Origin of the sequence: Brevibacterium limosum, assembly GCF_011617705.1 — a bacterium.
Lineage (GTDB): Bacteria > Actinomycetota > Actinomycetes > Actinomycetales > Brevibacteriaceae > Brevibacterium > Brevibacterium limosum.
In genome coordinates this window covers 2,525,302-2,538,558 of sequence record NZ_CP050154.1, presented here as the reverse complement: position 1 = coordinate 2,538,558, position 13,257 = coordinate 2,525,302, and the positions used below count along the sequence as shown (strand labels likewise).

Here is a 13,257-nt window from a genome sequence, read left to right as displayed (position 1 = left end):
TGCTCGTTGATCATAGAGGTGACACAGTGACTCAGGTCTCAATTTCGAACGTTGCAGAAGAGTGGAGGAAGCAGAGGGGACAATCGGCCCCCGAGAACTTCCTCGACGCGTACTATCCGCGGTTCGAAACAGGGGCCAGCGACCCTGAGGCCCACGCAGCAGCGGCGGCCCGTCACTTCGCCCTCGGAACCGAATACGACGGTCAGACACCGGCGATCACGATCTACAACCCGAGTGTCGACTCCCCGGAGTTCCGCGACAACCACACGGTCATCGCCATCGTCCTGGCCGATATGCCGCACCTCGTGTCGTCGATCGTCAGCGACCTCGCCGCGAACGGCAGAGCGATCCGTCGCGTCCATCACCCGATCATCACCGTCACCGGAACCGGCCCAGGAGAGAAGATCCTCTCCCCAGCCGAGGCTCCCGCGCTCAGTGCGGAGACGGCGAGCATCCCGACCGTCTCCGAAGCCCCTGCCGGTGGAGCGGACGGGACCCCACAGCAGCAGTCATGGATCCGCCTCGAGATCGACCGCATCTCCGAAAGCGACTTCGCCGCACTCGAAGAGCGCCTGCGCGGAGTCCTCGACTATGTGGCAGCGGCAGCCCGCGACGCCCAGGCGATGGCGGCGAAGGCCAAAGACATCGCCGCCGAGCTGAGCGCACACGCTCCGCGCCCGGAGCTGACTTCGGAAGCCGAATCCGCCGCCGCCCTGCTCACCTGGCTCGACGGTCACTTCACCTTCCTCGGCTACCGCGAGTACGACTACACCCACGATGCCGAACACAGCAGCCTCGAACCCATCGAGAACACCTCGATGGGCATCTCCTCCCTGCGCCCCCTCGTGAAGTCCCCGCTCAGCCGGGCCGTCGCCGACAAGGCGTTGGAACCGCATGTGCTGGTGCTGACGAAGGCGAACTCCCGCTCCCGCGTCATCCGGTCCTCCTTCATGGACTACATCGGCGTGAAGACCTTCGACGCAGCCGGTGAGATCGTCGGCGAACGCCGTTTCGTCGGCGTGTTCAAACCCGAGTTCTACAACGACAGCGTCCTCAATATCCCGGTGATCGACCGGAAGGTCGCGAAGATCCTCTCCGCCAGCGGCTTCCCCACCGGATCCCATTCGGCCAACGAACTCCTCGGAGTCCTGGAGAACTACCCGCGCGAAGACCTCCTGCACGAGGACACCGAGGAGATCTATGACGTCGTCATGGAGATCGTCGACATGCAGGAACGCCGGGAATCCCGCGTGTTCGTCCGCACCGACCCCTACCAGCGCTTCGTCTCCGTCATCCTCTACCTGCCGCGCGACCTCTACAACACCGACGCCCGTGTGCGCGTGCAGGAAGTGCTGCGCACGTTCTACAACGCCGAAAGCGTCGACTTCGATGTGCTGCTGAGCGAATCGGCGCTGGCCCGCATCCACTTCGTCGCCCGCGTCGCCCGTGACTCCGAACTGCCGCAGATCGGCGCCGATGAGGTCGAGGCCCGCATCGTGGGAGCCGTTCGCTCCTGGTCCGAAGACGTCCACGCGTTCCTCGTCCCCGCCGAAACCGGCGACACCGGAGCCTCGCACGCCCGGGCCGACCTGTGGTCGAAGGCGTTCCCTCCCAGCTACGGCGAACACCACACCCCCGCCGAGGCGGTCGCCGACGTCGCTCGGTTCGAGGCCCTCGATGCCGGCCACGGTCCGGCAGTGCGCCTCTACCGTCCCGAGCAGAACACGGACGCTTCCGTCCGACTCGTCCTCTACCGCCACGACCGGGTCAGCCTGTCCGAAGTCCTGCCCTTCCTCACGGCATTCGGCGCCGACGTCGTCGACGAACGTCCCCACGAACTGGACCTCGCCGACGGTTCGCACCGCTTCATCTACGACTTCGGGCTCAGCTTCTCCGAAGAATTGGCCGATGACGACTACGACCGCATCTCCGAAGCCTTCATGGCCGGCTGGGAAGGCAAGAAGGAGGCGGGAGTCTTCGACCGCCTCGTCGTCGCCGGACTCTCCTGGCAGCATGTGACGATCATCCGCGCATTGGGCAAGTATCTGCGTCAAGCCGGCTTCACCTATTCGGATGCCTACGTCGGTGAGGTCTACAGCGACAACCCGCAGATCTCGACGCTGCTCGTCGACTACTTCGTCGCCAAGTTCGATCCGGACGTCGACGAGGTCGAGCGCGAAGCTGCGATGACCGAGATCGACGAATCCATCGAATCCTCGCTCAGCGAGGTGGCCAGCCTCGACGCCGACCGTGTGCTGCGCTCCTCTCTCGAGCTGCTGCGAGCGACCCTGCGCACGAACTACTACATCGACGAATCCGGTGCCCTGCCGACGGCGCTGGTGCTCAAGATCCGGCCCGAAGAGCTCAGCTTCGTGCCGAAGCCGAAGCCGGCTCTCGAGATGTGGGTGTACTCCCCGCAGGTCGAAGGCGTCCATCTGCGCTTCGGCACCGTTGCGCGCGGCGGACTGCGCTGGTCGGATCGTCGTGACGATTTCCGCACCGAGGTCCTCGGCCTCGTCAAGGCCCAGATGGTCAAGAACGCCCTCATCGTGCCCACCGGCGCCAAAGGCGGGTTTTTCCCCAAGCAGCTGCCGCCGATGAGCGATCGGGACGCCTGGATGGCCGCCGGCCAGGCCGCCTACGAGGTGTTCATCGAAAGCATGCTCGAGGTCTCGGACGACCTCACCTACGGCAGCGACGACTCCAGCGTGGTCGTCCACCCCGACCGTGTCGTCCGCCACGACGATGACGACTACTACCTCGTCGTCGCCGCCGACAAGGGCACCGCACGCTTCTCCGATGTGGCCAATGCGATCGCCGAACGTCGCGGATTCTGGCTCGGCGACGCCTTCGCCTCAGGCGGATCGGTCGGCTACGACCACAAGAAGATGGCCATCACCTCCCGCGGAGCATGGAAATCCGTCGAACGGCACTTCCGCGAACTCGGCCTCAACACCGCCGCCGAGGACTTCACAGTGGTGGGCATCGGCGATATGAGCGGCGACGTGTTCGGCAACGGAATGCTGCGCAGCGAGCACATCCGTCTCGTCGCGGCCTTCGACCATCGGGACATCTTCATCGACCCGAACCCCGATGCCGCACGCAGCTTCGTCGAACGCCAGAGACTCTTCGACCTGCCTCGCTCGAGCTGGCAGGACTACGATCGGGAGCTCATCTCCGCCGGCGGCGGAGTCTTCTCCCGTTCGGCGAAGTCGATCGACCTCAGCCCTGAGGCCGCCTCGGTGCTCGGAGTCCAACCCGGCCGTCGCAGCCCCGCCGACCTCATGTCCGAAATCCTCAGGGCTCCTGTCGACCTCCTCTACAACGGCGGCATCGGCACGTACATCAAGTCCTCGAATGAGAGCCACGCCGATGTCGGCGACAAATCCAACGACGCCATCCGGATCGACGGCGCCGAGGTCCGGGCACGGGTCGTCGGCGAGGGCGGCAACCTCGGTGTCACCCAGCTGGGACGCGTCGAGGCTGCGCTGGGCGGCGTCGAGATCAACACCGATGCCGTCGACAACTCGGCCGGCGTCGACAGTTCCGACCACGAGGTCAACATCAAACTGCTCCTGCGCACCCTGCTGCACAAGGGTGCCTTCGCCGCCGAGGAGCGCGAACAGGTGCTCCACTCGTTCACCGATCAGGTCGCCGATCGAGTGCTGGCGAACAACTATTCGCAGAACGTCGTCCTCGGTGAGGCCAGAGCCCAGACCGAATCGATGTCCGGCACCTACGGTCGGATGCTGAACTACCTGGAGAAGCACGCCGACCTCGATCGTGCCGTCGAGTTCCTGCCGAACGCGGACGAACTGGCCAAACGCGAGTTCAGCTACTACGTGTCACCAGAACTCGCCGTGCTGCTGGCCTATGTGAAGATGCACGCCGCCGATGAGATCCTCGACAGCGCCGTGCCCGATGAGACGTGGATGCGTCGGGAACTCGTGTCCTACTTCCCGGAGACACTGCAGGAGAAATACGGGGAGCTCATCCCCGAACACCCGCTGCACCGGGAGATCGCGACGGCGAAGCTCGTCAACCGCCTCGTCGACCGCGGCGGACTGACCTACATCTACCGGATGCTGGAGGAGACCCCGGCCTCGGTGCCGCAGATCGCGCGCGTATTCGTCGTGGTCTCGGAGATCTTCGGTCTCGACGACTTCTTCGCCGCGGTGTGCGCCCTGGACAACCAGGTGCCGACCGAGGTGCAGGTGAAGCTCCAGCACGACTATGTGCGTGTGCTCGACCGTTCCTCACGCTGGCTCGTGCAACAGGCGCCGGACAGGCTCGACGTCGATTCCGGCATCGAGATGTACGGCAAGGTCGTCGAGGCGCTGCGCTCCAGGGTCCCGGAACTCGTCGACGGCTACGACGCGGAGACCATGGAGGCGAAGGCTCAGGGCTACATCGACGAAGGTGTCCCGAGCGAACTCGCATGGCGATCCGCGGCTCTGCTCGATGAGTTCGTGCTGCTGGACATCACCCAGCTGGCGGCCCGCGCGAACGAATCCGCCGAGGATGTCGCAGAGGTCTACTACGCGGTGAACGAACGCTTCTCCGGTTCGCAGATCCTCACCCTCATCGGCGAACTCGACCGCAGCGACCGGTGGTCGGCTCTGGCCCGCGGATCCATGCGTGACGAGTACTACGCGGCGATCCTGTCGGTGACCGGAACGGTCCTGGCCGCCACGGATTCGCCGATCTCCGGCACCCCGGACGAGCGGGCGAAGCAGCGGCTGGCCGAATGGCTCGAACGCAACGAGACGGTCGTGGGCCGGGTGCTCGAGACGACGGAGACGATCCTCGGACTCGACACCGTCACCCAGGCGCCGCTGTCGGTGCTGCTGCGCTCGCTGCGGTCGATGGTCCGCTCCTCGACCTGGGAAAGCGAACACAACAGCTGAGCTGACTCAGGACGCGGTCGACCCCGCGGTCGGCCCCCGATCGGCCGCTCGGCCGCTCGGCCCCCGATCGGCCGCTCGGCCGCTCGGCCCCCGATCGGCCGCTCGGCCGGTCGGCCCCGATCGGCCGGTCGGCCGCGATCGGCGAGTCAGTCGTGACCGGTCGGACGGCGCCGCCGGGTCCGTCCGCACGCCGATTAAGTGGTAGCGTCTGAACATCGACTTTTCAGCAGATCCGAGGGGTACCCGGGTCTGCTGATCTCACCTGGGAGGAACGAATCGTGCTCAACGAACTGCTGGCGGCCGAGGGCCTCACGGATGAGTCAGACGTCGAACGCATCCATCTGCTCGTCGGGGACTGGCAGCTGCTGGCCGATCTCTCCTTCGCCGACCTCGTCCTGTGGGTGCCGTCGCTCAGCGGTGCCTATACGGTGCTCGCCCATGCGCGGTCGACGACCGGGGCGACACTGTTCAACCGAGATCTGATCGGGGCTCGGGCGACCGGCCTGGAGAAGGAGCTGCTCGACCAGGCCAGCAGCACCCGCAGCTATGTCACCCACGTCGCCGCGGCCCACGAAATGGGCATCAGCGCCGGATCCTCCGATGTCGACATCCTCGCCGAGGCGGTGCCGATCCTCCGCAATGGTGAGGCCATCGCCCTCGTCGTCAGGTACTCGGAAGAGGTCCGCCGCAGAGGGTCATCACGGCTGGAGAAGTTCTACCGCGAAACGGCGATGGCGCTGATGCGGATGATCGTGCAGGGCACCTTTCCCGACCGTGACGCCCCGTCCGGAGCCCGGCACGGCGAACCGCGGGTCGGTGACGGCATCTTCATCCTCGATCGCGATTCGCATGTCCAATATGCCTCCCCGAACGCCGTATCGCTGATGCATCGTCTCGGCTACGGCGGAGAGATCGAAGGCAGCTACCTCTCCGAGGTGGTCTCGAGCCTCGGCGCCGAGCTGCGTCAGGTCGACGAGACTCTCCCGCTGGTACTCACGGGACGTGCTCCGTGGCGGACCGAACTCGAAGTCGGGCGCACGAGTGTGTCCCTGCGAGCGATCCCGCTGACGGATGAGGGGGAGCGGATCGGTGCGATCGTACTCGCTCGCGACGTCTCCGAGATCCGCCGCCGCAAACGGGAGCTGCTCTCCCGCGACGCTATGATCAAAGAGATGCACCACAGGGTGAAGAACAACCTGCAGACCGTCTCTGCCCTGCTGCGACTGCAGACCCGTCGCATCGACAGCCCCGAGGCCAAGAGCGCCCTGACCGAGGCGATGCGCCGAGTCTCGATCATCGCCGTGGTCCATGATGTGCTCAGCCAAGGCGTCGAATCGGAAGTGGACTTCGACGAAGTCGTCGACAAGGGTCTGCGTCTGACACCCGAGCTGACCAGCCCGCTGGTGCACATCGAACTCAAACGATGCGGAAGCTTCGGCACCATCTCCTCCGCCGATGCCACCTCCTTGGCCCTGGCGATCACGGAGCTGATCACGAATGCGATCGAGCACGGATTCCCCACCGAGAACCTCGAAGGCTTGGAACCGGGCGAGACGCTCAACGGCCATGTGTGGGTGACTCCCGAACGCGACGGAGACCATCTGAGCGTGACGATCGCCGATGACGGCATCGGGCTGGGGGAGACGCAGAACCCGGGCAATGGACTCGGCACGCAGATCGTGCGCACCTTGGTCTCGGCCGACCTGGCTGGTTCGATCCAATGGCAGCCCCGAGAAGGCGGCGGAACCGTCGCCGTCCTCGACGTGCCGCTGCGTCCGGACTCCTACGACTGAGCGCCACCGGCCCGGCGACGCGTCCGGCGATGCGATCGACCGGGCCGTCGCGACCGCTGCCCGTCATCGCCCGAGCGTCAGCAACGCGCGGATACGACTGAGTCCCTTGTTCTGACGACGATCATTCGCCGTCGGGACAAGGGACTCAGGCGGTGGTGCGGATGTCTCTCGATGGTTCGGATACAGCCTCGGCAGTTCAGGGGAGACTGGCCTCCCCGGTTGCCGGGGGTTCAGCCGGCGCGGCGGGCGCGAGCGGCGCGACGCTTGAGAGCGCGACGCTCGTCTTCGCTCAGACCGCCCCAGACTCCGGCATCCTGACCGGACTCGAGGGCCCACTGAAGGCAGGTCTCTGCAACTTCACAGCGGCGACAGACAGTCTTTGCTTCCTCAATCTGGAGCAGCGCGGGTCCGGTGTTGCCGATCGGGAAGAAGAGCTCCGGATCCTCATTGAGGCATGCTGCACGGTGTCGCCAATCCATGGTGACCTTTCGACGAATTCAGTGAACGCGGTTGATCACGCCCGAATTCCGGGCGTGCAACTCTCACAGTCAAGGTTCACATAACGCAATTGGGCGCACAAGGGTCCGGCAGTGTGAAATTTCTGACAAGAATTTTTCCCATTGTCCTGCTATGAGGGCGATCGCGCAAATCGGTCCGCGATTCGTCCTTTCGTCCCTGCCGGAGCGTCTCCGCTTAGACTGGCAGGCACATGCAGACAGCAGGTGAATGCACGCAGACATCTCGTGAACCAATGGAGGACTCATGACCAACGATCTCGCCAGCCCCCGCATCGTCTCCGTCGGCGGCCGCACCCCGCAGGTCGATCCCGGGGCGTTCGTCGCAGCCGGGGCGACCCTCGTGGGAGATGTGCACGTGAAGAAGGGCGCCAGCGTCTTCTACGGATGCGTTCTGCGCGCCGAGGCCGCCCCGATCACGATCGGTGAGGATTCGAATGTGCAGGACAACACCGTCATGCACACCGACGCCGGCAAACCCGTCGTGATCGGTGCCCGGGTCTCGATCGGCCACCAGGCTCTCGTCCACGGAGCGGTCGTCGACGACGATGTGCTCATCGGAATGCACTCCACCGTGCTCAACGACGCCCATGTCGGCAGCGAGTCCCTGATCGCCGCCGGCGCAGTCGTCCTCGAAGGCACGCAGATCCCCGCTCGGTCGCTGGTCGCCGGTGTTCCCGCGAAGGTGCGCCGAGAGATGACCGACGAGGGAGTGGAGAAGGTCCGGCAGAACGCACAGTCCTATGTGCACCTGTCGACCCTGCACAAGGACACCGCCGAGGTGGTCGATCCGAGCTGATCGGATCGCTGCTCAGGGGGCCGTTCGCAAGCATCGTGGCGATTTGAGACAATCTGAGTGTGAACACTGAATTTGATTCCACTGCAGATCGCGTCGTCATCATCGGCGGCGGCCCCGGCGGCTACGAAGCCGCGCTCGTCGCGGCTCAGCTCGGTGCCGATGTCATGCTCATCGAGCAGAACCGGTGTGGTGGTTCCGCCGTGCTCACCGATGTCGTGCCGTCGAAGTCGCTCATCGCCACGGCCGAGATGATGGATGAGATCGAACGCTCCGACGGGCTCGGAATCCGGATCGAGAGCGACGACGACAACGGAACCGACACGCGCCGTGTCACCGCCGACCTCGAAGCGGTCAACAAGCGCATCCTGGCGCTGGCCGACGCTCAGGCCAACGACATCTACGAAGGCCTCATCCGCGCCGGTGTCAAAGCCATCCAGGGCAAGGCGACTCTGGCCGGTCGCGACCAGGTCCACGTCGTCGAATCCGGAGGCACCGAATACACGCTCGAAGCCTCGACGATCCTGCTCTCCGTCGGCGCGCACCCGCGTGAGCTGCCCACCGCGCAGCCCGACGGTGAGCGCATCCTCACCTGGACCCAGCTCTACGACCTCGATGAGCTGCCCGAACATCTCATCGTCGTCGGCTCCGGTGTCACCGGTGCCGAGTTCGCGTCGGCCTACCGCGCCGTGGGCACCGAGGTCACCCTGGTGTCCTCGCGTGAGAAGGTCCTGCCCGGCCAGGACGAGGACGCAGCCGATGTGCTCGAATTCGTCTTCCGCAACAAGGGCATGAACGTCCTCTCCCGCTCGCGCGCCGCCTCGGTGACCCGCACCGACGACGGAGTCGAAGTGGTGCTCGCCGACGGTCGCCGCGTCGAAGGATCTCACTGCCTCATGGCCGTCGGTTCGATTCCGAACACCGAAGGTCTCGGCCTGGAGAAAGCCGGTGTGCGGGTCAGCGAATCCGGACATATCGTCGTCGATGGGGTGTCGCGGACCTCACGGGCCGGAATCTATGCGGCCGGTGACTGCACCGGTGTGCTGCCTCTGGCCTCGGTGGCTGCGATGCAGGGTCGGATCGCGATGAACCATGCGCTCGGCGACGCCGTGCAGCCGCTCAAGCTGCGCAATGTCGCCTCGAACGTGTTCACCGCACCCGAGATCGCCACTGTCGGCTTCACTCAGCAGAACTATCGCGAGAACCCGACGGACATCGACACCGTGATGCTGCCGTTGGACACGAACCCGCGTGCCAAGATGCTCGGCATCGAAGACGGCTTCGTCAAGATCTTCGCCCGCCGCGGATCCGGCTCCATCCTCGGCGGCGTCGTCGTCGGCCCCCGGGCCAGCGAACTCATCCTGCCGATCACGATGGCCGTGGAGAACCGGCTCACGGTCGATCAGCTCTCCGCATCCTTCGTCGTCTACCCCTCGGTGAGCGGTTCGCTGACCGAAGCGGCACGGAAGCTCCACCGCCACCTCTGAGCCCGGAGACAGACCACCTCTGAGCCCGGAGACACACCGGAGCTTCGGGGTCGCAGAGAATTATTTCTGGCCAGCTGTCGATCTTCTCGCTCCTCGACCGTCATCATGGTGTCAGGCCGCCCGGCATGACAAGTGGAACGACGAAGGAGATCGACATGAAGTACGCACTTCTGCTCATGGGACGCACGGAGGACCCCGACTGCGGTGAGGACGGCGGCGCGGATCCCAGCGAGTTCATGGCATTCGAAAAGGAGATCAGCGAGGCGGGGGTCGTCGTCGGCGGCTTCGCCCTCGAGGGACCCGAGCTCGGCGTCCGGGTCAGCGAATCAGGCGGCGAGTCGCTCGTCACCTCCGGGCCGTTCGCCGAATCCAACGAGTTCGTCGGCGGCAGCTACGTCATCGAGGTCGCCGACATCGACGAGGCGATCGCCTGGGCGAAGAAGAGCCCCGGAGCGAAGGCCGGACACATCGAGATCCGACCGGTGGCCGACTACTGATGGATCCCGATCCCGACGCGGCCGCCCGTATCCTCAGCGCCATCGGCGCCGAGGACTTCGGGCGGCTGCTCGCCTCGCTGGTCACCCGATTCCATGACTTCGACCTCGCCGAGGAGGCCCTCCACGAGGCCGTGCTCCGCGCGGTCGAGACGTGGCCGGGTCGGGGCGTCCCGGAGCGTCCGCAGGCATGGCTGATGGCCACGGCGAAGAACCGCGCCATCGATCTCATCCGCGCCGACGACGTGCGCACACGGCACCTCGCTCGGCTGCGCATCGAGGACGAGCTGCGGCCGGGAGACCACGACGACCATGCAGTGCGCCTCGGCGAGGAGACGGACGCCGCGGACATACCCGACGAACGTCTCGGACTGTTCTTCACCTGCTCGCACCCGCCCCTGCGCGAGGACGAACGCATCGTGCTCATCCTGCGCTTCCTCTCGGGACTGTCCACCGCCGAGGTGGCAGCCGGCTTCCTCGTCGAGACCGCGACGATGCAGCAGCGGATCGTCCGCGCCAAACAGCGGATCCTCAAGACCGGGATCCCCTTCGGTCGCCCCTCACCCGATCAGCTCAGCGACCGGTTGCCCGGAGTGCTTCGCGTCCTCTCCCTCATCTTCACCCAGGGGATGAATGCAACCGCCGGTCCCACCCATACCCGCGTGGATCTGCAGGAGGAGTCGATCGGACTGACCAGACTGCTGGTCGGTCTTCTGCCGGAGGAGACCGAAGCTCGTGGCCTGCTGGCTCTGCTCCTGCTCACTCGGGCACGCGACCGCGCTCGGGTGATGCCCGACGGGCAGCCCGTGCCGCTGGCTGACCAGGACCGCAGCCTGTGGGATTCCCGTCTCATCGCCGAGGGGACCGGACTCGTCGATGCGGCCGCCGGAGAACCGGGAGCCGGCGCATACACCATCCAGGCGGCTATCGCAGCCCTGCACGCCGACGCCGCTCGGTTCGCCGACACGGACTGGAGGCAGATCCTCGCGCTCTATCGGATGCTCTCCGACCTCGACCCATCGCCGGTCGTCTCCCTCAACGCCGCGATCGCCCTCGGCAGGGTCTCAGGGCCCGATGCGGCGATGAACGCCCTGGACGAGCTGGCCGACGAGCCGCAGCTGCTGCGGCACAGGCCCTACCACATCGCAAGGGCGATCACCCTCGGCGAACTCGGCCGCACTGCCGAAGCCGAGGATGCCTACGGCGCCGGTCTGGAATGCCTTGGCAATGACGCCGAGTCCGAATACATCACTGCCCGGATCACCGATCTTCAGCGGTGACCCGGGCAGGAAGGTTATGAGCTCGGCTCCTGTTCGGCACGAAGCGACCGGCGGCAGGAGGCAGTTCGGCTCAGGCGGCGAAGCGGATGATCGCCTCACCGGACTTCACCGAGGCACCTGCATCGACGAGCACCTCGGAGACGGTGCCCGAGTGACCGGCCTTGAGCGGCTGCTCCATCTTCATCGCTTCGATGACGGCGAGAGTATCACCGGCTTCGACGGTGTCACCGGGATTGACGGCGACCGAGACGATGGTGCCCTGCATGGGAGCGTTGACCGCGTTCGAGTCGTCGGCGATCTTCGCACCCTTGCGGCTGCTGAGCCCGCGCTTGCGCCGCGGCACACTGGGGCTGGGAACATGACCGAGGTCGGAGATGACGTCCTTGGGGACCGAAACGGTCATCCGGCGACCATCGACCTCGACCACAACACTGAAGCTGTCGGCTGCAGTACTCATCTGTTCTCCTAGTTGTGGATCGGCAAGCGGATTGACGAAAGCGGTTTCGAGCCAGTTGGTCCAGACCTTGAAGTCGGTGGCGAACGCCTGCTCGTTGACGAGCACACGATGCAGCGGCAGCAACGTCGAGACTCCCTCGATGCGGTATTCGGCCAGAGCCCGGCGGGCTCTGGCCAGAGCCTCGTCACGGGTGGCACCGGTGACGACGAGTTTGGCCATCATCGGATCGAAGTCCGTGCCGACGACACTGCCTTCGCCGATGCCCGAGTCAAGACGCACACCGGGACCCGAAGGCGCACGGTAGTTCTTCACCGCACCGGTGGCGGGGAAGAACGTCGTGGGGTCCTCGGCGTTGATGCGGAACTGGAAGGAGTGTCCGCGAACGGCGGGGAACTCATCGGGCAGAGCCTCACCCGAGGCGATGCGCACCTGCCAGCCGACGAGGTCGACTCCGGTGATCTCCTCGGTGACGGTGTGCTCGACCTGGATGCGCGCGTTGGCTTCCATGAAGATGATGGTGCCGTCTTCGCCGAGGAGGAACTCACAGGTTGCGGCACCGACGTAGCCGACGTGGGCGAGCAGACGGGCCGAGGCCTCGGAGACGATGCGCTCCTGCTCAGCAATGAGGAACGGAGCGGGCGCCTCCTCGATGATCTTCTGATTGCGGCGCTGCAGAGTGCAGTCACGCGTCGACACGATCCGCACATTGCCGTGGGCATCGGCCAGACACTGGGTCTCGAGGTGACGGGGACGCACGATCTGCTTCTCGATGAGGCACTCACCGCGACCGAAGGCGCTCTGCGCCTCACGGGTCGCCGCAGTATAGGCGGCCTCGAGGTCCGCGGCGGAAGCACAGGCGCGGAAACCGCGTCCGCCGCCGCCGTGGACGGCCTTGACGACGACGGGGAAGCCGATCCGGTCGGCCACCTCGGCGGCCTCTGTCAGATCGGCCACGGCGCCATCGGAACCGGGCGCGACCGGAGCATCGACGGCCTCGGCGACGGCACGGGCTCCCGACTTGTCTCCGAGCAGCTCGATCGCGGCCGGGGGAGGACCGACCCAGATCAGCCCGGCATCGATGACGGCCTGTGCGAACTGCGCGTTCTCGGCCATATAGCCGTAGCCGGGATGGATGGCATCGGCACCGGAGCGCTTGGCCAAGGCGAGGATCTTCTCGATGTCGAGGTACGTCTCCCCGGCCCCGGCACCGTCCAACAGCCACGCGTCATCGGCGAGTTCGACGAAGTCGGCATCGGAATCGGCGCGGGTGTACACGGCGACGGCCCTGATGCCGAGGTCGTGGGCGGCACGGATGATGCGCAGAGCGATCTCACCGCGGTTGGCGATGAGGACTCGGCGGACGGCCCCGGTCGGAACAGTGGTGCTCAGATGCGAGGTCGTGGAGTCGGGGAGGACTGTGGTCATGGTGCTCCTTTGTATGATCACAGAACAATTTAGAGAACAGCACCAAGGGTTTGTAGAACAGCGATAAAAAATTGGGACGAGAACTTCAATGTGCTCGGGCGTG

At 65.6% G+C, this 13,257-nt stretch carries 8 protein-coding genes; 6 read left to right on the top strand and 2 right to left on the bottom strand.

Going from position 1 to position 13,257, the window contains the following annotated elements:
- The first annotated feature begins 26 nt into the window (after positions 1–26).
- Positions 27–4,907, top strand: a complete 4,881-nt coding sequence (locus GUY37_RS11470) for an NAD-glutamate dehydrogenase (protein WP_228278154.1) — start codon at positions 27–29, stop codon at positions 4,905–4,907.
- Positions 4,908–5,185: 278 nt separating this feature from the next.
- Complete coding sequence (locus tag GUY37_RS11465; protein WP_166825702.1) at positions 5,186–6,700, top strand: sensor histidine kinase; 1,515 nt, start codon at positions 5,186–5,188, stop codon at positions 6,698–6,700.
- A 230-nt stretch (positions 6,701–6,930) separates the two neighbouring features.
- Here the strand turns inward: GUY37_RS11465 and GUY37_RS11460 are convergent, their stop codons facing one another.
- Positions 6,931–7,179: a WhiB family transcriptional regulator gene (locus GUY37_RS11460; protein ID WP_009374875.1), complete on the bottom strand. Its 249-nt coding sequence runs from the start codon at positions 7,177–7,179 to the stop codon at positions 6,931–6,933.
- Positions 7,180–7,462: 283 nt separating this feature from the next.
- On the opposite strand from GUY37_RS11460, the gene GUY37_RS11455 reads away from it, so the two are divergent.
- From GUY37_RS11455 to GUY37_RS11440, 4 genes are all read left to right on the top strand, one after another.
- Positions 7,463–8,014 carry a gamma carbonic anhydrase family protein gene (locus GUY37_RS11455; RefSeq protein WP_166825699.1) on the top strand — a complete coding sequence of 184 codons (552 nt, stop codon included), beginning with the start codon at positions 7,463–7,465 and terminating at the stop codon, positions 8,012–8,014.
- A 59-nt stretch (positions 8,015–8,073) separates the two neighbouring features.
- Positions 8,074–9,498, top strand: a complete 1,425-nt coding sequence (locus GUY37_RS11450) for an NAD(P)H-quinone dehydrogenase (protein WP_166825696.1) — start codon at positions 8,074–8,076, stop codon at positions 9,496–9,498.
- Positions 9,499–9,653: 155 nt separating this feature from the next.
- Positions 9,654–9,995, top strand: coding sequence for a YciI family protein (locus GUY37_RS11445; protein ID WP_166825693.1), 342 nt, complete (start codon positions 9,654–9,656; stop codon positions 9,993–9,995).
- Positions 9,995–11,272, top strand: a complete 1,278-nt coding sequence (locus GUY37_RS11440) for an RNA polymerase sigma factor (protein ID WP_166825690.1) — start codon at positions 9,995–9,997, stop codon at positions 11,270–11,272. The genes GUY37_RS11445 and GUY37_RS11440 overlap by 1 nt, the downstream gene beginning before the upstream one ends.
- 70 nt (positions 11,273–11,342) lie before the next feature.
- Here GUY37_RS11440 and GUY37_RS11435 read toward each other — a convergent pair whose 3' ends face one another.
- Positions 11,343–13,154 carry an acetyl/propionyl/methylcrotonyl-CoA carboxylase subunit alpha gene (locus GUY37_RS11435; protein ID WP_166825687.1) on the bottom strand — a complete coding sequence of 604 codons (1,812 nt, stop codon included), beginning with the start codon at positions 13,152–13,154 and terminating at the stop codon, positions 11,343–11,345.
- Between the last annotated feature and the right edge of the window lie 103 nt (positions 13,155–13,257).